The organism is Georgenia alba, assembly GCF_042665525.1.
Taxonomy (GTDB): Bacteria; Actinomycetota; Actinomycetes; order Actinomycetales; family Actinomycetaceae; genus Allobogoriella; species Allobogoriella alba.
The window spans coordinates 214237-233083 of the sequence record NZ_JBHTCQ010000005.1 but is presented as its reverse complement, the minus strand read 5'-3'; the positions used below and the strand labels follow the sequence as shown (position 1 = coordinate 233083).

The window sequence follows — 18847 nt, the reverse complement described above, 5'->3', positions numbered from 1 at the left end:
ACGCCCGCACTTCGCCTCGCGTTCGTCAGCGACTCTGGGTTCTTGGTCGCGCTTCCTCACGCTCCGGCTGCGGCGGGCGCTCGTTCCTCACGCCCGCACTCCGCCTCGCGTTCGTCAGCGACTCTGGGTTCTTGGTCGCGCTTCCTCACGCTCCGGCTGCGGCGGGCGCTCGTTCCTCACGCCCGCACTCCGCCTCGCGTTCGTCAGCGACTCTGGCGGACGTCGTCCCAGTCGTCGGTTGCCGGAGGGATGTCGTCGTAGTCCTCGCGGTCCCCGTCGTCGTTGCGCGACGTGAGCTCACGCTCCAGAGCCCGGTAGTCGGTCTCAGGGCTGAAGTACTTCAGCTTGCGAGCGACCTTGGTCTGCTTGGCCTTCTGACGGCCGCGCCCCATGGCGTCGACCCCCTCCAATAGAACCGGGGCAGGCACCGAGTCGGTGCGGCCCCGTGTATGTGGTCATCTGTGTCGTGTAACCACCGTACATGGTTCAGGTGGCATACATCCATTCCAGGGCCTCGCGGCCCGAGGAACTGCCGGCGCCGGGCGGGAGGGTCACCGACGCAGGATCTTCACGGTGATCACCAACCCGACGGCGGCGACACCGACGGCCAGGATACCTAGACTTTTCGGATCCCCGGAGGCCACATCCTTCCGGAACGCCTGGGCGCGGTCGCCCGCCGCGGACAGCATGTCCTTCACCTGGGCCTTGGCGTTCTCGATCTGCCTGCGCGGGTCGATCCGGTCGCTCAGCTCGTCGACCGTCGTGGTGACGTCGAGCCGCATCTTGGCGATGCGCGCCTCGAGCTCGGCGATCGACGGCTTGTTCGGCTGGCCGTTCTCGGCGCTCGGCTGGGTCACTGCTCGATCCCCTTCTTCACGGCGTCGACGTCCTCCATGAGGCCTTCCTGCGGCGCCGGGACGTACTTCTTCGAGGCGTTGAGCCGGCTCCTACCGATCAGCGCGAGGACCGCGATGACGACGATGAGCACACCCGCGACGATCAGCGCAGCCGCCCAGGCGGGGAGCCAGATCGCGAGGACCAGGACCGCGGCCGCGAGCAGGACGTTGAGCAGGTAGAGCGCGACGAAGGCGGCCGCGGCGAAGAAGCCGGCGCCGATGCCGGCATGCTTTGCCTTCTCCGTCGCCTGGGCGATGGCGAGCTGGATCTCGCTGCGGATCAGCGTGGAGAGCTGGTCGGAGAGTGCGGCGACGAGCTCGCCGATCGTCCGCTCCCGCGGCTTGCCCGACGCCGGCGGTGTCGTCCGTGGTGTGCTCTGGGTGGACGTGGTCACACGATCGCCTCCTTGCGGCGCCGCGGCGCCGGTCCTTCCTGCACGTCTTGCTGCACGCCTGCCTCACGTCTGACGAACTTGTTCCCTGCACACCTGCGGAGGAACGGACTCATGATGGCGTTGTTTCCCCCGGTTGTGCACTTTCCGGTACCCAAGAGTGCCATGTTCCGGCGGCCGTGCCGACCTGAGAGCGTCGGGAGGCCTTCCACGGCCACCACGTGAACGGCTCGTGAACCCCGTGCGGAACGGTTCCCAACGTGGGTGGCGGCTGTGATGATGTGACCGCTCCGGGGCGGCAACGTCCGCTGCTCGGGCAGGTGCCGTGCGTCGACGAGAGGACCAGGTCGTGAGACAGCCCCGTACCCGAGCCCGTGCGGGGGTGGCGGCGGCTGCCGCCGGCGCCGTGCTCACCTCACTGATGGCCGCCCCGGCCCTGGGGCTGATGAGCGACGGCGAGGTGTTCCTCAGCGAGATCCACTACGACAACGCCGGTACGGACACCGGCGAGGCCGTCGAGGTCGAGGCCCCGGCCGGGACGGACCTGAGCGGCTGGTCCCTGGTCTTCTACAACGGCAACGACGGTGCCCCCTACGCCACGGCGAGCCTGGCGCCCGTGCCCGAGGCGGGCGTGGTCGTCGTCGAGCACGAGGGGATCCAGAACGGCGCACCCGACGGCGTCGCCCTCGTCGACGACGCGGGCACCGTCGTCGAGCTCCTCTCCTACGAGGGCGAGCTCACCGCGGTCGGCGGCCCGGCCGACGGCATGACCAGCACCGACATCGGCGTCGCCGAAGGGTCGAGCACACCTGCCGGCCAGTCGCTGCAACGCGTCGACGGGACGTGGACCGGGCCGGCCGAGAGCTCCTTCGGGACCCGCAACGACGACTCGGGGGAACCGGAGCCGCCCACCGACACCTGCGGAGACCCCGACGAGGCGGTCGCGCTGATCTCGGACATCCAGGGCACCGGCGAGACCTTCGACGAGGCCTGCTCGGGCGAGCAGACCGTCGAGGCGGTCGTCACCACCGTCAAGCCCGGGCTGGACGGGTTCTACGTGCAGGAGGAGGCCGCCGACTCGGACGGGGACGCCGCGACGTCGGAAGGCCTGTTCGTCTATGGCGACCTCCCCGAGGCCCTCGAGGTGGGCATGCTCGTGCGCGTCACCGGCACGGTCGGCGAGTACGCGACCAGCGAGTCCTCCCAGACCCAGCTCACGAACGCCACCACCGAGATCCTCGGCGACGACGCGAGGATCGAGCCGGCTTCCGTCACCTTCCCGGTCGACTCCCCGGAGTCGCTCGAGGCCCACGAGGGCATGCTCGTCGAGCTCACCGACACCCTGGTCATCAGCGAGTACTTCAACTACGACCGGTACGGCGAGGTGGTCCTCGCCAAGCCGCTCGACGGTCAGGACCGGCTGCACACCCCGACCGCCGTCGTCGAGCCCGGCGCGGACGCGCAGGCCCTGCAGGCCGAGTACGACCGCCGCGTGATCACCCTCGACGACTCCGCCTCGGCGCAGAACCCGGGGACGATCCCGCACCCGGGGACCGGCGAGCCGTTCAGCGCCGACCACTCCTTCCGCGGTGGTGACACGGTGACCGGCGTGCGCGGCGTGGTCGACCACACCCACGGCCTCTACCGGGTCCAGCCCACCGAGTACGGCACGTACCACGCCACCAACCCGCGCCCGCAGGGGCCGCCCGAGGTCGGCGGGTCGGTGCGGGTCGCCAGCTTCAACGTCCTCAACTACTTCCTCACCGTCGACGAGGGCGACTGGGTCTGCGGCCCCGACCGGTCGATGGAGTGCCGCGGCGCGGACAGCACCGAGGAGCTGCAGCGCCAGCGGCAGGCGACGCTCGCCGCGCTCGGCGAGCTGGACGCCCACGTCGTCGGGCTCATGGAGATGGAGAACACGCCCGGCGTGGAGCCGGCCGGTGACCTCGCCGCGGGCCTCAACGACCGTCTCGGTCCCGGCACCTACGACTACGTCGACACCGGCGTCGTCGGAACCGACGCGATCCGGCTCGGCTTCCTCTACCAGCCGCGCGTGGTGGAGCCCGTGGGCGACGTGGCGGTCCTCGACTCCTCGGTCGATCCCCGGTTCGACGACACCCTCAACCGGCCGATGCTCACCCAGACCTTCCGCGAGCGGGCGACCGGCGAGGTCTTCACCGTCTCGATCAACCACCTGAAGTCCAAGGGCTCGGCGTGCGACGACGGATCGACACCCGAGGACGGTCAGGGGAACTGCAACGTCACCCGCACGCAGGCCGCGGAGGCGATCGTCGACTACCTCGCCGAGGACCCCACCGGCAGCGGCGACCCGGACCACCTGGTCATCGGGGACCTGAACGCCTACGACCAGGAGGACCCGATCGACGCCCTCCGGGCCGGCGGGTACAACGACCTCGTGGAGCAGCTCGGCGGCGAGCACGCCTACGGCTACGTCTTCGACGGCATGGTCGGCTACCTCGACCACGCCCTGGGGAACGAGTCGCTGGCCGGCCAGGTCACGGGCACCTCCGAGTGGCACATCAACGCCGACGAGCCGGACATCCTGGACTACAACCTGGACTTCGGCCGGCCCGCGGACCTGTGGCGGCCGGACGCCTACCGCTCCTCCGACCACGACCCGGTGCTGGTCGGCCTCGACCTCGCCGAGCCGGACACCACCCCGCCGTCGCTGTCCGTGGAGCTCAGCCACGACGTGCTGTGGCCTCCGAACCACCGGTACGTCGAGGTCACCGCGGACGTCTCCGCGCATGACGACGGCGGCGCGGTCGACCACGAGCTGGTCTCGGTGACGTCGGACGAGCCGGACAACGGGCGCGGGGACGGCAACACCACCGACGACGTCGTGGTGGTCGACGAGACGACCTACCGGCTGCGCGCCGAACGGTCCGGCCAGGGCGACGGCCGGACGTACACGGTGACCTTCCGTGCCACCGACGAGGCCGGCAACGAGACGAGCGCGACCGCGGAGGTGCACGTCCCGCGGCACCGCTGAGGGAGCCTCCGGCGGGGTCGGCTACTCGTGGGTCACCGCGTCGAGCACGGGCAGGTTCGCGGCCCGGGCCGCCGGCCAGAGCGCCGCGATGACGCCGACGACGCCGGAGAGCAGGATCATGCCGGCGAGCATGGTCCACGGGACGGCGAGCTCGGTCAGGCCCTCCTCCGCGAACACGCTCGGCAGCGCCGAGGCCAGGCCGACGCCGACGGCCACGCCGAGCAGCGTCCCGAAGACCGCGGTCAGGACCGACTCCACGGTGATCGTCCCGGCGAGCTGCAGCCGGCCGAGGCCGACCGCCCGGACCAGGCCGATCTCCTGCGTGCGCTCGATCACGGACAGGGCGAGCGTGTTGACGATGCCGAGGACGGCGATGACCACGCTGAGGGCGAGGAGGGCGTAGAGGATCACCATCGCCTGCTCGACCTGTTCGGCGAGCGAGCTGCTGAGCTCCTCCGCGTCCTGGACGGTCAGCACCAGGTAGGGCTCGGCGGCCTCGTCGAGCGCGGCCCGCAGCTCGGCCTGGGAGACGCCGTCCGCCGCGTCCACGAACAGGGACTGGATCGTCGACTGGCCGGCTGGGACCGCCCGGGAGAACTCGGACTCCGCCAGCACGACCGGCGCGTTGAGGATCTGTGAGGCGATGACGGCACCGATCCGCATCGAGACCGTGCCGTCCGGGCCGCTGACCCGCAGCTCGTCGCCCACGGCCCAGCCACGGTCGACGGCGGTGGTGCGGGCGACGGCGACCTCGCCGTCGGCGAGCGACTCCAGCGAGCCGGCCGTCGTCTCGACGTCGATCGTCTCGCCGAAGGCGTCCGCCGGCAGCGCGAGCACGCCGACGCCGTCACCCTCCGCGTCACCCGGACCGCGCACCGTGGTGCGGCCGCTGGTGATCGTGTCCGCCCGGCCGACCTCCGGCAGCGACGTGATGGCCGCTGAAGCCCCCGGCGGGACCGACCGGGTGGCGGACTGGACGAAGAAGTCCGCCCGCGCCTCGGTGGCGACGATCGAGCTGGTCGAGGCCTCGGCGGAGGAGGCCAGCACGGAGCACGCTCCGACGAGGGCCATGCCGATCATGAGCGCGCCGGAGGTGTTCGCCGTGCGCCTCGGGTTGCGCATGACGTTGCCGCGGGCAAGTCGCCCGACCGGCCGGAGCGCGACGACGAACGGCCACGCGAGCACCCGCAGCACGGCGCGGGCGATGACCGGCGAGACGGCGAGCGTCCCGATGAGCACCGCGCCGGCCCCGACGCCGAGCCACGTACCGGCGTCCGCCGTCGCCTCGCGGACCGACCACAGCACCGCCCCGGTGCCGGCGGCCAGCAGGGTCGCGCCGACGGCAGCCCGCACGTGCAGGGACCGCTCGACCACGACGACGTCGTCCCGCATCGCCTCCACCGGCGGGGTGGTGGCCGCGCGGCGCGCCGGCACGGCCGCGGCCACCACGGAGATCGCCGTGCCGATCGCGAGGGCGGCGATGGTCTCCAGCGGCGAGATCGCCACCTGGCCGCCCAGCTCCATGTCCATCCGGGCCAGCCACGCCCGCACGAGCGCGATCAGCCCGATGCCGCCCGCGACCCCGGCGGCAGAGCCGACCACCCCCACCACGACCGCCTGGCCGAGGACGGTCACCATGACCTGGGCGGGGGAGGCGCCGACCGCGCGCAGCAGGGCGAACTCCCGCTGCCGCTGGCGCACGGACATGGCGAACGTGTTGGAGATGAGGAACGCGCCCACGAAGAGGGAGATGAGGGCGAAGACCAGCAGGAACGTCCCGAGGAAGCCGAGCGCCTGGTTGATGGACTCGGTGCCCTCCGCGCGGACCGTCTCGCCGGTGACGACCTGGAGGTCGTCGCGATCGCCCAGCTCGGCGCGGATCTCCTCGGCGACGGCGGAGGGGTCGGCGTCCTCCTCGAGGAACACCGCGATCGAGGGGAGCTGCCCGTCGGGCGCGAACGCGGCCTCACCGGTCTCGGCGTCGAGCAGGACGAGGGTGGTGCCGACCATCGGGTTGCCGTAGGTGGCCTCGCCGACCACGGTCACCTCGCGGGGTGCGCCGCTGCCGACGATCACGTGGGTGGTGTCGCCGATCGCGAGGCCGGAGCTCTCCAGCGCGGTCGTCTCGAGGGCGATCTCGGTCTCGTCGCGCGGGGCGCGGCCCTGCACGAGCGTTCCGGAGGGGTCGTTCTCGCGCAGCGCGCTCCCCAGGGACGGGGCCTGGCCGTTGACCACGGCCTGACCGTCGGCACCGACGAGCACGACCGTGCCCAGCAGGTCGGGGACGGCCTGCTCGACGCCGTCGACGGCCGCGACGTCGGGCACCAGCTCGAGCGGCACGGAGACACGCTGCGGGCCGAGGAGCTGGGTCCCGCCGCCGACCGGTTGCTGCTGCGTGGTCTGGTCTGGCGGTGCGGTCTGGTCGGGTGGTGCGGCGCCCTCCGGTGGGCTGGGCTCCGGAGTAGGCGAGGCGTCGTCGTCGGTGGTCTCCACGCCGCGGACGTACAGGTCGCCCTGGGTGGTGGAGGCGATGATCGCGGAGAACGTGTCGGCGAGCAGCGCGCGGAGGGAGAACGTCCCGGTGACGAAGGCGATGCCGAGCGTCACCGCCAGCACGCTGAGGAGGAACCGGACCAGGTGGGCGCGGATCTCACGCAGGGCCACGCGGACCATGTCAGGACGGGGCTCTCGTCATCGCGGCGTCGCGGGCGGCGCTCAGCTCGCCCTGAGCCGTGAGGATCGCGTCGGCGTCCGGGTCGCGCAGCTCGCCCTCCAGCCGGCCGTCGGCGAGGAAGACGACCCGGTGGGCATAGGCCGCGGCGGTCGCCTCGTGGGTGACCATGACGACCGACTGGCCCAGCTCCTCCACGCTGCGGCGGAGGAAGCCGAGAACTTCGGCGGCCGCCGTGGAGTCGAGGTTTCCGGTCGGCTCATCCGCGAACACCACTGCCGGTGCGGCGATCAGCGCCCGGGCGCAGGCCACGCGCTGCTGCTGGCCACCGGAGAGCTCGGCGGGCCGGTGGTGCAGCCGGTCACTCAGCTCCAGGGTCTCCACGATCGTGCGGAAGCGCTCGCGGTCCACTGGCGCCCGGGCGATGTCCAGCGGCAAGGTGATGTTCTCGGCCGCCGTCAGCGTGGGCACCAGGTTGTAGGCCTGGAAGACGAAGCCGATCCGGGTCCGCCGCAGCTCCGTGAGGCGTCGCTGGCTGAGGCCCGAGATCTGCACCCCGCCGAGCAGGATCGTGCCGGACGTCGGCGAGTCCAGGCCGGCGAGGCAGTGCATCAGGGTGGACTTGCCGGAGCCCGACGGGCCCATGATCGCCGTGAGCTCGCCCCGGCCGAGATCGACGTCGACGCCGTCGAGCGCGCGGACCCGGGTGTTGCCGGCGCCGTAGATCTTCGTCAGCGCGCGGGCGGTCACGATCGGGTCTGGGACCGGCGCGAACGCGTCCGGCCGGACGAGCCGCGGCCGTTTCTCGGGGGCCGGCTGGTCCGCCTGGTGCGGCTGGTCGTCGGTGTGACGTCCAGGACCGAGGAGAGCGAGCAGCCTTCGGGGGTCGACCCTGCGCATGGGTCGATTCTCCCCGACCAGCCCGGTGCAGACGTCGTCGAGATGGGGGCGATCCTCCGCGAGGCGGCCGTGCGGCAGGGTCGGAGGACGGCGCCGGACACGACGAAAGCCCCGGGACTCCCGGGGCTTTCGTGCTGTGGCTCCGGCCGGCGTCGATCCGGCGACCTTTCGATTTTCAGTCGAACGCTCTACCAACTGAGCTACAGAGCCTTGTGCGAGGGCGCCCGGTCGTGGTGACCGGGCGCCCTTCCGCGACCCCGACGGGACTTGAACCCGCGACCTCCGCCGTGACAGGGCGGCGCGCTAACCAACTGCGCCACGGGGCCTCGTTCGAGGCACTGGGCCTCGATCATTCTAGTGGCACGAATCCTGCTGGAGTGCGTACCCCCAACGGGATTCGAACCCGTGCTACCGCCGTGAAAGGGCGGGGTCCTAGGCCGCTAGACGATGGGGGCCCGGTGAAGCCGTGGACGCCCGTGACGCCGGAGCGCCCCAAGACCTCGGACAGCATACGGGCAAGCGGGCCCGCCGGGCAAAGCGCTCACCGTGTGCCGATGGTCACGCGTGCGGGCACCGCTCGGTCGTGCCCCGCGGACCCCGGCAGGGCACCATGGAGCGTGTGGTGACCATGTCCCGAGAGGCCTTCGAGGATGCCGTCTCCGAGGCTCTCGACCTCATCCCGCCCGAGCTGACCGCGCACATGGACAACGTCGTCGTGCTCGTGGAGGACGAGCCGTCACCGGAGCAGCTCGTGGACGAGCCCGACCTGCTGGGGATCTACGAGGGCACGCCGCTCACCGAGCGGGGCGAGTGGTGGGCGGCGGGCTCCCTGCCGGACCGGATCACCATCTTCCGTGGCCCGACGTTGCGGCTGTGCGCGAGCGAGGAGGAGGTGGTCGAGGAGGTCGCCGTCACGGTGGTCCACGAGATCGCCCATCACTTCGGGATCGACGACGCCCGGCTGCACGAGCTCGGCTGGGCCTGAGAACCCGCGACGTTGACGACTCGGCGGTGGGTCACTCCTCGTCGATCTCCCCGGCGGGGGCGTCCGCACCCGTCGACATGACCGTCCCGGCGGAGACGTCGACCAGCGGCTCACCCTCGTGCCCGGCCGCGGCGGACTGGGTGCCGTCGACCCGCGGCAGGGTCAGCCCGGCGTCGTCCGCCACGGGGGCTCGCAGCATGGTGAGCGTCGCCCAGCCGCGGGCCAGCAGGTAGTGGTCGGTGCCGGGCTCCTCCTCGGCCTCGACGCCGGTGTAGGTCAGCTGGACGTAGCCCGTCTCGAGCTCCTTGACCCGTGCCTGGACCGCGCCGAAGCTCGCCAGCGTTGCCGGGCGGATCCCGCGCAGACGGTCCGGGGCGACGTCGGGGACGTTGACGTTGAGGACGCGGTCGTCGGGGTCCTCGCAGGACGTCAGCCAGGCCAGGGCGTGGTCGGTGACCCGCCGCGCGGTCTGCCAGTGCTGCGGGTCTCCCGCGGCGATCGACACGGCCATCGAACGGATGCCGTGCGACGCGGCCGCCAGCGCCGCCCCCACGGTCCCGGAGTGCAACGTCGCGCGGCCCGTGTTGGCGCCGAGGTTGATCCCCGACATCACGAGGTCCGGCCGGAACCCGAACGCACCGAACGACGCCACGAATCCGATGAGACCGGGCGCCGCCTTCACCCCGAACGCGCGGACCTGCTCCGGCAGGCCCGGCGGCCGGGCGTCGACGAAGACGAGCTGTCCCTCGGTCTCCTGCGCCGTCAGCGCGGCGGACGCACCCGAGTACTGGCGGTGGGGTGCCACCACCGCCACCTCGTGGCCGGCGGCGAGCGCCGCCTCGGCCAGCACGGTCAGGCCTGGGGAGTCGATCCCGTCGTCGTTCGTCACGAGGACCTGCACGTCATCCAGTCTCCTCGTCCTGGGCGTCCTCGATGGTGATCTGCTCGGCGAACCGCTCGATCTGGTCGCGCCGACCGGTGCCGAGCCCGCGGCGGGTGACGTTGAGCGCGCCGGCCGCGGCGCCGAGGCGCACGGATTCGGTGACGTCCAGGCCGCGCCCCAGCCCGACGGCGATCCCCGCCGTCATCGAGTCGCCGGCACCGCGGTGGTCCAGCGGGCTGACCACCGGCCCGACGGCGTAGCTCGCACCTTCCTGCGTCACCAGGAGCGCCGGGTCCTCCGCGCGCGAGATGACCATCGCACCGACACCGCCGGCCACCAGCCGACGGCCGGCCTCCCGGAGCGCCGCGGGGCCCTCGTCGTCGGCGAGGTCGGCCGAGACGACCTCCTCGTGGCTCATCTTCAGCACCGTCGGCCCGGCCTCCGCGGCCGCGAGCGCGGCGTCGCCGGACAGGTCCGCGACCACGGGCTTGCCGGCCGAACGCACGTCTCCGATGATCCGGCCGAAGAACGAGGCCGGCACCACCGACGCGGGCTCCGCGCCGGTCACCACGAGCACGTCGGACTCCAGCGCGTCGACCAGCACCGTGCCGTAGAGGTCGTCCAGCTCATGCCTGGTCAGGGCCGGCGGTGGCATGTGGGCGACGGTCTCGCGGTCCTCGCCACGCAGGTCGAACACGTACGCCCCGTTCCCGGCCGCGGAGTTGACCGCGTGGATCGTCAGGTCGGCGCCGTCGAGCATCTGCATGACAGATCCGCCCAGCTCCCCGCCGAACGGGGCGCAGACGGTGACCTCGGCCCCCAGCGAGACCGCCATCCGGGCCACCCACAGTCCCTGACCGCCCGGATGCATGTGGACGTCCGCGTGCGCACGCTCGTCCGGCTGGGCGGACGGGGCGGTCCCGGGCGTCGTCGGTGCGCTCGTCTGACCCGGCGCACCGGCGGCGATCTCCATCACGAGCAGCGGGGTCGGGGCGACCACGCAGATGCGCGGCCGCCCTCCTGGCCCGGCGCTCGACGGTGAGGCATGCATGAGCGCGAGACTAGGTGTCCTGGCGCCGGACCACCATGCGGGGCACCATGTTGCGATGACGATGTCAGCGGCGGCCCGGCCGGTTCGTCTCCTCGAGGGACAGGCCGCGAGCGAGCGCGCGGCCCGTGCGCTCTCCGCCTACTTCGCGGAGCTCGACGAACGGCTCGAGGGCGGGTTCCGCGCCGAGCTGGTCGAGGCCGTCCCGCCGGAGGAGTGCACCCCGCCGCACGGCGACTTCGTGCTGGTCACCGAGCTCGGCACCTCGGCCGTCCTCGGCTGCGGCGGCGTGCGCGTGCGGCCGGACTCCTCTGGGGTCGCGGAGCTGCAGCGGATGTGGCTGGTGCCCGGCGTCCGCGGGGAGGGCCTGGGGCGGTTCCTGCTGCGCTCGCTGGAGAACCGGGCACGCGCCCTCGGTGCCCGGCGCGTCGTACTCAGCCTCAACCGATCCCTGTCGGAGGCGATGGCGCTGTTCCGCTCGGCCGGCTACACGAGCGCCGAGCCCTACGAGGAGAACCCGTACGTGGACGTCTTCCTGGGCAAGGACCTGTGATCGCGGCACACGTCGAGCGCCGTCCAGGGGGAACCCAGGCACGGTCCAGCATCCCCTCATAGCCTGGTGCCCATGGATACCGAACAGACCATCGAGCTGACGTTCCGCGCGGTATCCGTGGCCCTGTGGACGTCGGTCGGCCTCGTCGGCGGCTTCCTGGCCGCGGTGCTCATCGCCGCGTTGATCAGGGTCATCGCGCGAGGCAAGCCGGTGGCCCGGTTCATCCGTCAACGGTGCCGGCGCCCGTTCCTCGTCATCGGCACGGTGGTCGGGACGTGGATCGGGTTCGTCGCCTCCACCCCGATACCCCGGGGCGTCGAGGAGCCGACCTGGCGCGCCGCCACCCAGCACACGCTGCTGATCGTCCTCATCGCGACCGCGGTGTGGCTGGCCGCCGGGCTCATCCGCGTCGCGGAGGACGTGATCCTCGCCCGGCTGGGTGACGACGCCACGAGCGGACGATCCCGCCGTATCCAGACCCAGTCCCAGGTCATCCGGCGCGTCGCCGTCGCGGTCGTCGTCATCATCGGCATCGCCGGCATCCTGCTCACGTTCCCGGGTGCCCGGGCCGCGGGCGCGTCGATCCTCGCCTCCGCAGGCATCATCTCCGTGGTGGCCGGCCTCGCGGCCCAGACCACCCTCGGCAGCGTCTTCGCCGGCCTGCAGATCGCCCTGACGGACTCGCTCCGCGTCGACGACATCGTCATCGTCGAGGAGGAGTTCGGCTACATCGAGGAGATCACCCTCACCTACGTCGTCGTGCGGATCTGGGACGACCGGCGCATGGTGATGCCCTCCACGTACTTCACCACCACCCCGTTCGAGAACTGGACCCGGCGGGCGCCGTCCCTGCTGGGCACCGTCGAGCTCGACGTCGACTGGCGTGTCCCGATCCCCGCGGTGCGAGCCGAGCTCGAGCGGCTCCTCGGGGCCAGCGAGCTGTGGGACCACCGGGTCGGGGTGCTGCAGGTCTACGACGCCACCGGGGGGTTCATCCGCATCCGGGCACTGGTCTCCGCCAAGGACGCCCCGACGATCACCGACCTGAAGTACTACCTGCGCGAGTCCCTGGTGGACTGGTTGCAGACGAACGCGCCGTACGCACTGCCACGCAGCCGCGTGGACGAGTACCGGGTGACCCAGGAGCCGGATGGCCCCGCCCTCAGCAGCGGCGTGCTCGCCGAGGAGATGGCGGAGCTCAGCACGCCCGAGCACCTCCCGCCGGACGAGCTGGCCGTCGACACCCTCACCGACCTGCGCGCCCAGGAGGACCCCGAACGCCGCAAGGTGCGGGAGGCGGCAGCCCGCCGAGCCCGCCGGCGGGCCGAGCGTGAGGACCGCAAGCGTGTGCGCGAGGGCCTTCCGGTTCGTCACGACCCGCGCCCCCGGCCCTCGGTGGACAAGACCGTCGTCATGAACATCCCGCTGCCGGAGCGGACCTCGCTCAAGGGCCGCACGGTAGACCCGGAGACCGCGACCGAGCCCGGCCCGACGACCTCCAGCGGGTCTCACCCGTCCGCGTTCTTCACCGGCTCGCCCGAGGCGGAGAAGCGGGCGGAGGACTTCAGCGGGCCGAGCGAGGAGGTCTACACGGAGCGGCAGCGTGCGGCCGAGCGGCGTGCGGCCGAGCAGACCGGCGAGATCCCCGAGTCCGGTGGCGATCAGGACGAGCCGGCCACCGAGGAGACGACGGCGGAGGAGCAGCCGACCAGCCCGGTGACGGCGACGGGGGAGACCGCCCGGCTCGAGGCGACGGACGAGACCGGCGACGAGACCGACGACGAGACCGGCGACGAGACCCGCGAGGTGGACGAGGACGAGAACCCGATGGGTCGCCGGGGCGACCCCCTGTGACCGCGCGTGCACGGACGCCTGCGGTGGGCGCACCATAGGGACATGACGAAGCCCCAGAAGGTCTCCCGGTCCGACGAGGAGTGGCAGAGCATCCTGGACCCGTTCGAGTTCCAGGTACTGCGCCGGGCCGCCACGGAGCGTGCGTTCACCGGTGCGCTGCTGAACGAGCACCGGGAGGGCATCTACCGCTGCCGCGCCTGCGGCGCCGAGCTCTTCCGTTCGACGACCAAGTTCGAGTCGCACTGCGGCTGGCCGAGCTTCTATGCACCGCAGGACTCCGACGCCGTCGAGCTCGTCGAGGATCGTTCGCACGGGATGGTGCGGACCGAGGTGCGGTGCGCCGCGTGCGGCTCCCACCTCGGCCACGTCTTCGACGACGCGCCGCAGACCCCGACCGGCGACCGCTACTGCATGAACTCGGTGGCTCTGACGTTCGAGAACGAGCACGACAGGGAGTCGACGTCGCCGACGGCCTGAGGGTCCTGACCCTCAATCTCCAGCACGGCCTGCCGGCGGCGACCGCGCCCGACGCCGGCAGCCGGGCGAGTCGCGCGACCCTGCGACGGGCCGCCGAGGAGGTCGCCCGGACCGAAGCCGACGTCGTCCTGCTGCAGGAGGTGGACCGGTACCACCCGCGCTCGGGTAACCTCGACCAGGCCGGTGAGCTCGCCCGCGAGCTGGGCATGAGCCACCGCTTCGCCGCTGCCCTCGCCGTCGCACCCGGGGGGCTGCTCCTGCCCGCACGCCGGTCGACCGTCCGTCGCGGCTACGGCGTGGCTCTCCTCAGTCGCGTGCCCGTCAGGAGCTGGCACGTCAGGCGGCTACGGGGTAGCGGGCTGCGGCGGATGCCGGGGCCGTGGTGGGCGGCAAGCGGCTGGTGGCCGGATGAGGACCGGGTGCTCCTCGCGGGCGTGCTCAGCACCCCGGGCGGACCGCTCACGGTAGGCGTCGCGCACCTGTCGGTGCTCAACGGCGTCGCCCGGCGGCAGCTCGCCACCTGCGTGGACGCCCTGCGCGCGCTGCCGGGCCCGCAGCTGCTCGGCGGAGACCTCAACCTCGGCCCGCAGGCCGTCGCCGCCGTCACCGCCCCGGCCGGGTTCGCTCCTCTGGCGTCCGGCCTGACGTTCACCAACGCCCACCCGCGCAAGCAGATCGACCACCTGCTCGGCTGCGGCGTGCGGGCCGGGGGCCCGGGCCGGGTGCACCACCTGTCCGTATCGGACCACGCCGGGATCGGCGTCGCGCTCGCCTAGGCGCCCAGCACCTGCTCCAGGTAGCGGTTGCCGAACACCCGGTCCGGGTCGAGCCGGTCCCGGACCGCTCGGAAGTCGTCGAAGCGGGCGTACCGCGGCGCGAGGTCGTCCGCCGTCAGGGTGTGCACCTTGCCCCAGTGCGGCCGTCCCTCGTGCTCGCCGGCGATCGCCTCGAACGCCGCGAAGTACGGTCCGGGATCCACCCGGTGGTACTGGTGCACGGCCACGTAGGCGGTGTCCCGGCCGTGGGCCGTGGAGAGCCAGACGTCGTCACCGGCGAGGAACCGGACCTCGACGGGAAAGGACACCGCGACGTCGTGCGCGTCCACCCAGTCCCGCAGCGCCCGGAGCACCTCTCCGACCGACGCCCGCGGCACCGCGTACTCGCACTCGACGAACCGGACCCGCCGCGAGGAGCAGAACACCCGCCAGGAGTGGTCCACGAACTCCCGGCCGGACAGCGCGCGGGCGCTCAGCCGGGCGAGCGGCGGCACGAGCCGGGGCCGCCAGGCACCGATCCGGTTGACCAGCTCGAACGCGTCGTTGGCGAGCAGCTCGTCGTCGAGCCACGCGCGCCACGCCGGCAGGGGCCGGCGCGGCGCGTGCGGCGCGGCCCGGTCGTTCCGCTTGGTCTGGACCCGGTCGGTGTGCGGGAACCAGTAGAGCTCGAAGTGGTCGTGCTCCTCGGCGGCCCTTAGCGCCGCACCGTCGAGCATCGCCGAGAGCGTGTCCGAGCCTTCCCGTGCCCGCAGCAGGAACGCGGGCACGCACTGCAGCTCCGCCTCGACGACGATGCCGAGCGCGCCGAGCCCCACCCGCGCCGCCTCGAACACCGCCGGCTCCTCCTCGGCCGAGCACCACAGCAGCGAGCCGTCCGCGAGCACCAGCCGCAGGCCGGTCACCGCGGAGGCGATCCCGTGCCGGCGACCACCCGTGCCGTGCGTGCCGGTGGCGAGGGCGCCGGCCAGGCTCTGCCGGTCGATGTCGCCGAGGTTGGGCAGCGCCAGCCCGAGGGCCTGCAACGCCGGGTTGAGCTCGTGCAGCGGCGTCCCGGCGCGGACCCGGACCCGTCGCTCCGGCAGGTCGGCCGCCGTCAGGCCGCGCAGCCCGTCGAGCCGGACGGCGACGCCGTCGGTGCGCGCGATCGGGGTGAACGAATGTCCCGCCCCCACCGCCTTGACCCTCAGGCCGCGCGGCCGCGCCCGCTCGACGGCGGACCGGACGTCCTCGACCGACATGGCCACCACGGTCTCGGCGGGCCTGGCGTGGACCGTGCCGGCCCAGTTCCGCCAGGTGCCCGTCACCCGAAGGCCTTCCCGGCGCCGCGGTACGTCGGCACGGTCTCGACCAGGCGCTCGCCGGCGAGGAGGTGGAACGCCTCGAACCGCTCGGCCAGCTCGCCGGCCTTCGCGTGGCGGAACCACACCCGGTCACCGAGCCGCAGGCCGTCGGCGGCGGGGCCGCGCAGCGGCGTCTGGACCTCGCCGGCGCCCTCGGCGCGCAGCAGCCGCAGCGCCGCCACCGGCCGCGGCACCCGCGACCAGCCGGGCGGGCCGGAGGCGATGTAACCGCCCGCGAAGGCGGTGACCAGGCCGCGGCCCGGGTGGCGCGTGACGGGCAACGCGAAAGCGGCCGCAGGGCGTGGCCGGAAGGCCCGGTAGCCGTCGAAGAGCGTGGGGCCGTACAGCCCGGAGCCGGCGGCGAGCTCGGTGACGGTCGGGTCTTGGGCCGTGAGATGCAGGCTTCCGGTGCCGCCGCCGTTGACGAACTCCAGGTCGGACACCTCCCGCACCGCCGCGGCGACCTCCGCCCGCCGTCGCAGCAGCTCGGCGTGGGAGCGGGCCTTGACCAGCCGGACGGCCGCGGAGGTGTCCGGCAGGCCGGCGATCTGGGCGTCGTAGAACATCAGGCCGACGACCTGCAGGCCCGCCCGTCCGGCGGCCCGGGCGACGGCGACGGCATCGGTGGGGGTCCGTACCGGTGACCGTCGCACCCCCAGGTGGAGCGGGCCGAGGCGGAGCGACGCGTCGACGTCGAGCGCGACGCGGAACGCGTGCCGGCCGCGCATCGCGGCCAGGAGCTCCACGTGCTCGAGGCTGTCGATGGTGAGAGTGGTGCTGGAGGCCGCGGCTGCGTCGTCGGCGAGTGCCCGCAGGGCGGCCCGGTCGGCCGTGGGGTAGGCCACGAAGACGTCGCGCAGGCCGTTGCCGACCAGCCAGAGCGCCTCGGGCAGCGAGTACGCCATCGTGCCGGTGAAGCCCCGCTCGTGGGCGCGGCGCAGCAGCGGCAGGCAGCGCACGGACTTCGACGCCACGCGGACCGGCCGGCCTCCCGCTCTGGCCAGCAGGTCCGCGGCGTTGGCGTCGAACGCCTCGAGGTCGACGACGGCGAACGGCGCGGCCAGGTCGGCGGTGGCGCGGTCCCATCGGCGGATCATTGAGCGACCCTATCGACGGGCGGACGGCCGCGGTCCGCCGTTCGTCGAGGTGGGAGGATGTACGGCGGCCGAGGGGAGGCGATCGAGTGGGCGAGGTGCTGGTGGGCTTCGCCAGCCTCACGGTCGTCGTGGTCCTCGGCTACCTGCTCGCCCGCTGGAAGGCGTTGCCCGACGGCGCGGACAGCGTCCTGGCCCGGCTGACGTTCTACGCCGCGACGCCCGCCCTGATGTTCCGCACCGTGGCCGACGCCGACGTCGCGACGGTCTTCTCCGCGGGCGCGGTGGTGAACGTCGCGACCGCGCTCCTGCTCGCCCTGGTGTTCGCGGTGCTCGGCCGGCTCCTGACCTCGCTCCGCGGCCCCGACCTGACGCTCGGGGCGCTCACGGTCAGCTACGTCAACGCCGGGAACCTGGGCATCCCGCTGCTGGTCTTCGCGGTCGGCGACGCGGCGGCCATCGCGCCGGTCCTGCTGCTGCAGCTCCTCGTCATGGTGCCGGTGGTCTTCACGATCCTCGACCGGCAGACCGGCCGTAGCGGGTTCTCCGGCGTCCAGGCGCTCCTCACGCCGCTGGCGAACCCGCTGGTCCTCTCGGTCGCCGCCGGCCTGGTCATCGCCATGGTCGGGGCCCGGGTCCCGGAGCCGGTCATGATGCCGATCGACCTGCTGGCGGACATGGCGGTGCCGACGATGCTCATCGCCTTCGGCTTCTCGCTCCGTGGCGCCCCGCTGCCGGGGCGTGGCGAGGTCCGCGGGCCGATGTGGACAGCCATGGTGCTGCGCTGCCTCGGGGGTCCGGCGATCGCATACCTCCTCGGCAGCCAGGTCCTCGGCCTGGAGGGACGGGCGCTGCTGGCCCCGGTGATCGTGGCCGCACTGCCGACGGCGCAGAACGTGTTCGTCTACGCCATGCGGTACGGCCGGGCGGTGCCGATGGTGCGCGACACCGTGCTGCTGACCACCATCGTGTGCGTGCCCGTGATCGTCGCCCTGGTCGCGTTGCTCGGATGACGGCGGGCGGCGAACCCTCGGTCCGGCGGCAGGTGCCCGCCGAGGCGCTGTTCATGGGTGCCGGCCTGAGCCAGCACCTCGGCAGCGCCGTGGCCGTCGGCCTGTTCGCCCACCTCCCCGCCACCACGGTGGCGTGGTGGCGGCTGCCGGTCTCCGCCGTCGTGCTGCTCGTCTGGCGCAAACCGTGGCGGGTCCGCTGGACCGGCCGCATGCTGGCCGCATCCTCCCTGTTCGGCACCATCCTCGGCGGCATGAACCTGCTGTTCTACACCGCCATCGACCACCTGGCGCTCGGGACGGCGATCTCCCTGGAGTACCTCGGCCCGGTGGCCGTCGCGGTGACAGGCGCCCGCACGGCGCGGACCCGTCTGGCAGTGGTGCCTGCCCTGCTCGGGGTCGTCTCGATCAGCGGCATCGGCCTCGACTGGTCCCGGCCGGGCACGGGCACCGGCGTGCTGTTCGCGGTGCTGTCCGGCGCTGCGTGGGCCGCCTACATCGTCCTGGGCCGGCGGATCGCGACGAACCGGGACGGCCTGACGTCGCTGGCCGTCGGCTCGACCGTCGGGTCGGTGGTGCTGCTGCCCCTGGTCGCGCCGACCGCGGCGCTGGCGTTCGCCTCGCCGGGCATCCTGCTCGGGGTGCTCGCCGTGGGTGTGCTGTCCTCGCTCGTGCCGTACGCGGTCGACCAGGTCGCGCTGACCCGGCTCTCCGCGGGGAGGTTCGCGCTGCTGACGGCGCTGCTGCCGGCCACGTCGCTCGTCGTGGGCCTGGTGCTGCTCGCGCAGGTGCCCTCGGTCGGGGAGGCCGTCGGGCTGGCGCTGATCTCCGTCGCCGTGCTGCTCGCGAACCGCGAGGGCACGACCCGCGGCCGGGCCGAGGGGGCTTGAGGCCGCCGCTCGAGATGCGGAACCCCCGCGGTGCTGGGAACCTCCTGATCAGGACCACCCGGACG

The 18847-nt window shown here is 73.0% G+C and carries 17 protein-coding genes and 3 tRNA genes; 8 read left to right on the top strand and 12 right to left on the bottom strand.

Annotation, left to right across the window (positions count from 1 at the left end):
• Window positions 1-203: 203 nt before the first annotated feature.
• From ACFQQL_RS18765 to ACFQQL_RS18755, 3 genes are all read right to left on the bottom strand, one after another.
• A complete protein-coding gene (locus ACFQQL_RS18765; protein WP_382396690.1) occupies window positions 204-392 on the bottom strand; it encodes a DUF3073 domain-containing protein in 189 nt (62 codons plus the stop codon).
• A 159-nt stretch (window positions 393-551) separates the two neighbouring features.
• Entirely contained in the window at window positions 552-857 is a 306-nt protein-coding gene (locus ACFQQL_RS18760; RefSeq protein ID WP_382396689.1) for a DUF3618 domain-containing protein, read from the bottom strand.
• Entirely contained in the window at window positions 854-1291 is a 438-nt protein-coding gene (locus ACFQQL_RS18755; protein ID WP_382396688.1) for a phage holin family protein, read from the bottom strand. Before ACFQQL_RS18755 ends, ACFQQL_RS18760 begins: the two co-directional genes overlap by 4 nt.
• Before the next feature lie 346 nt (window positions 1292-1637).
• Here ACFQQL_RS18755 and ACFQQL_RS18750 point away from each other — a divergent pair, with 346 nt between their 5' ends.
• The gene (locus ACFQQL_RS18750) at window positions 1638-4301 is read left to right on the top strand and encodes an ExeM/NucH family extracellular endonuclease (RefSeq protein ID WP_382396687.1); all 2664 of its coding nucleotides are present in this window, start codon (window positions 1638-1640) and stop codon (window positions 4299-4301) included.
• Window positions 4302-4322: 21 nt separating this feature from the next.
• Here the strand turns inward: ACFQQL_RS18750 and ACFQQL_RS18745 are convergent, their stop codons facing one another.
• The 5 genes from ACFQQL_RS18745 to ACFQQL_RS18725 form a co-directional block, all read right to left on the bottom strand.
• Window positions 4323-6974 carry an ABC transporter permease gene (locus ACFQQL_RS18745; protein ID WP_382396686.1) on the bottom strand — a complete coding sequence of 884 codons (2652 nt, stop codon included), beginning with the start codon at window positions 6972-6974 and terminating at the stop codon, window positions 4323-4325.
• Window position 6975: 1 nt separating this feature from the next.
• Window positions 6976-7872 (bottom strand): ABC transporter ATP-binding protein, encoded by an 897-nt coding sequence (locus ACFQQL_RS18740; RefSeq protein WP_382396685.1) that lies wholly within the window; start codon window positions 7870-7872, stop codon window positions 6976-6978.
• Between the two features lie 137 nt (window positions 7873-8009).
• Window positions 8010-8082: transfer RNA gene (locus ACFQQL_RS18735), tRNA-Phe, on the bottom strand.
• 42 nt (window positions 8083-8124) lie between these two features.
• Window positions 8125-8198 (bottom strand) — tRNA-Asp (locus tag ACFQQL_RS18730).
• 56 nt (window positions 8199-8254) lie between these two features.
• A tRNA-Glu gene (locus tag ACFQQL_RS18725) sits at window positions 8255-8327 on the bottom strand.
• A gap of 173 nt (window positions 8328-8500) precedes the next feature.
• Between ACFQQL_RS18725 and ACFQQL_RS18720 the strand changes: the two genes are divergently transcribed.
• The gene (locus ACFQQL_RS18720; protein ID WP_465254080.1) at window positions 8501-8857 is read left to right on the top strand and encodes a metallopeptidase family protein; all 357 of its coding nucleotides are present in this window, start codon (window positions 8501-8503) and stop codon (window positions 8855-8857) included.
• 31 nt (window positions 8858-8888) lie between these two features.
• Here the strand turns inward: ACFQQL_RS18720 and surE are convergent, their stop codons facing one another.
• Together surE and ACFQQL_RS18710 are read right to left on the bottom strand one after the other, a co-directional pair.
• Window positions 8889-9758, bottom strand: coding sequence for a 5'/3'-nucleotidase SurE (gene surE / locus ACFQQL_RS18715; protein ID WP_382396684.1), 870 nt, complete (start codon window positions 9756-9758; stop codon window positions 8889-8891).
• Window position 9759: 1 nt separating this feature from the next.
• Window positions 9760-10791 (bottom strand): 1-phosphofructokinase family hexose kinase, encoded by a 1032-nt coding sequence (locus ACFQQL_RS18710; protein ID WP_382396683.1) that lies wholly within the window; start codon window positions 10789-10791, stop codon window positions 9760-9762.
• Window positions 10792-10846: 55 nt separating this feature from the next.
• Here ACFQQL_RS18710 and ACFQQL_RS18705 point away from each other — a divergent pair, with 55 nt between their 5' ends.
• The 4 genes from ACFQQL_RS18705 to ACFQQL_RS18690 all read left to right on the top strand — a co-directional run bounded on the left by ACFQQL_RS18705 (window position 10847) and on the right by ACFQQL_RS18690 (window position 14448).
• Complete coding sequence (locus ACFQQL_RS18705) at window positions 10847-11341, top strand: GNAT family N-acetyltransferase (protein WP_382396682.1); 495 nt, start codon at window positions 10847-10849, stop codon at window positions 11339-11341.
• Between the two features lie 72 nt (window positions 11342-11413).
• Window positions 11414-13195 carry a mechanosensitive ion channel family protein gene (locus ACFQQL_RS18700; RefSeq protein WP_382396681.1) on the top strand — a complete coding sequence of 594 codons (1782 nt, stop codon included), beginning with the start codon at window positions 11414-11416 and terminating at the stop codon, window positions 13193-13195.
• A gap of 42 nt (window positions 13196-13237) precedes the next feature.
• A complete protein-coding gene (gene msrB, locus ACFQQL_RS18695) occupies window positions 13238-13672 on the top strand; it encodes a peptide-methionine (R)-S-oxide reductase MsrB (RefSeq protein ID WP_382396680.1) in 435 nt (144 codons plus the stop codon).
• Window positions 13603-14448 carry an endonuclease/exonuclease/phosphatase family protein gene (locus ACFQQL_RS18690; RefSeq protein WP_382396817.1) on the top strand — a complete coding sequence of 282 codons (846 nt, stop codon included), beginning with the start codon at window positions 13603-13605 and terminating at the stop codon, window positions 14446-14448. The genes msrB and ACFQQL_RS18690 overlap by 70 nt, the downstream gene beginning before the upstream one ends.
• Here ACFQQL_RS18690 and ACFQQL_RS18685 read toward each other — a convergent pair.
• Both ACFQQL_RS18685 and ACFQQL_RS18680 read right to left on the bottom strand, forming a co-directional pair.
• Window positions 14445-15752 (bottom strand): D-arabinono-1,4-lactone oxidase, encoded by a 1308-nt coding sequence (locus ACFQQL_RS18685; RefSeq protein ID WP_382396679.1) that lies wholly within the window; start codon window positions 15750-15752, stop codon window positions 14445-14447. The genes ACFQQL_RS18690 and ACFQQL_RS18685 overlap by 4 nt on opposite strands.
• Window positions 15749-16885, bottom strand: a complete 1137-nt coding sequence (locus ACFQQL_RS18680) for an alanine racemase (protein WP_382396678.1) — start codon at window positions 16883-16885, stop codon at window positions 15749-15751. The genes ACFQQL_RS18685 and ACFQQL_RS18680 overlap by 4 nt, the downstream gene beginning before the upstream one ends.
• An 86-nt stretch (window positions 16886-16971) precedes the next feature.
• On the opposite strand from ACFQQL_RS18680, the gene ACFQQL_RS18675 reads away from it, so the two are divergent.
• On the top strand, window positions 16972-17895 hold the full coding sequence (locus ACFQQL_RS18675) for an AEC family transporter (protein WP_382396677.1): 924 nt from the start codon (window positions 16972-16974) through the stop codon (window positions 17893-17895).
• Window positions 17892-18782: an EamA family transporter gene (locus ACFQQL_RS18670; protein ID WP_382396676.1), complete on the top strand. Its 891-nt coding sequence runs from the start codon at window positions 17892-17894 to the stop codon at window positions 18780-18782. Before ACFQQL_RS18675 ends, ACFQQL_RS18670 begins: the two co-directional genes overlap by 4 nt.
• Window positions 18783-18847 lie beyond the last annotated feature (65 nt).

Bases quoted from the DNA above. Each gene is read 5' to 3' on its own strand.
- msrB (WP_382396680.1), top strand. From the start codon at position 13,238: ATGACGAAGCCCCAGAAGGTCTCCCGGTCCGACGAGGAGTGGCAGAGC.
- ACFQQL_RS18670 (WP_382396676.1), top strand. From the start codon at position 17,892: ATGACGGCGGGCGGCGAACCCTCGGTCCGGCGGCAGGTGCCCGCCGAG.
- ACFQQL_RS18765 (WP_382396690.1), bottom strand. From the start codon at position 392: ATGGGGCGCGGCCGTCAGAAGGCCAAGCAGACCAAGGTCGCTCGCAAG.
- ACFQQL_RS18720 (WP_465254080.1), top strand. From the start codon at position 8,501: ATGTCCCGAGAGGCCTTCGAGGATGCCGTCTCCGAGGCTCTCGACCTC.
- ACFQQL_RS18680 (WP_382396678.1), bottom strand. From the start codon at position 16,885: ATGATCCGCCGATGGGACCGCGCCACCGCCGACCTGGCCGCGCCGTTC.
- ACFQQL_RS18710 (WP_382396683.1), bottom strand. From the start codon at position 10,791: ATGCATGCCTCACCGTCGAGCGCCGGGCCAGGAGGGCGGCCGCGCATC.
- ACFQQL_RS18740 (WP_382396685.1), bottom strand. From the start codon at position 7,872: ATGCGCAGGGTCGACCCCCGAAGGCTGCTCGCTCTCCTCGGTCCTGGA.
- ACFQQL_RS18700 (WP_382396681.1), top strand. From the start codon at position 11,414: ATGGATACCGAACAGACCATCGAGCTGACGTTCCGCGCGGTATCCGTG.
- ACFQQL_RS18745 (WP_382396686.1), bottom strand. From the start codon at position 6,974: ATGGTCCGCGTGGCCCTGCGTGAGATCCGCGCCCACCTGGTCCGGTTC.
- ACFQQL_RS18705 (WP_382396682.1), top strand. From the start codon at position 10,847: ATGACGATGTCAGCGGCGGCCCGGCCGGTTCGTCTCCTCGAGGGACAG.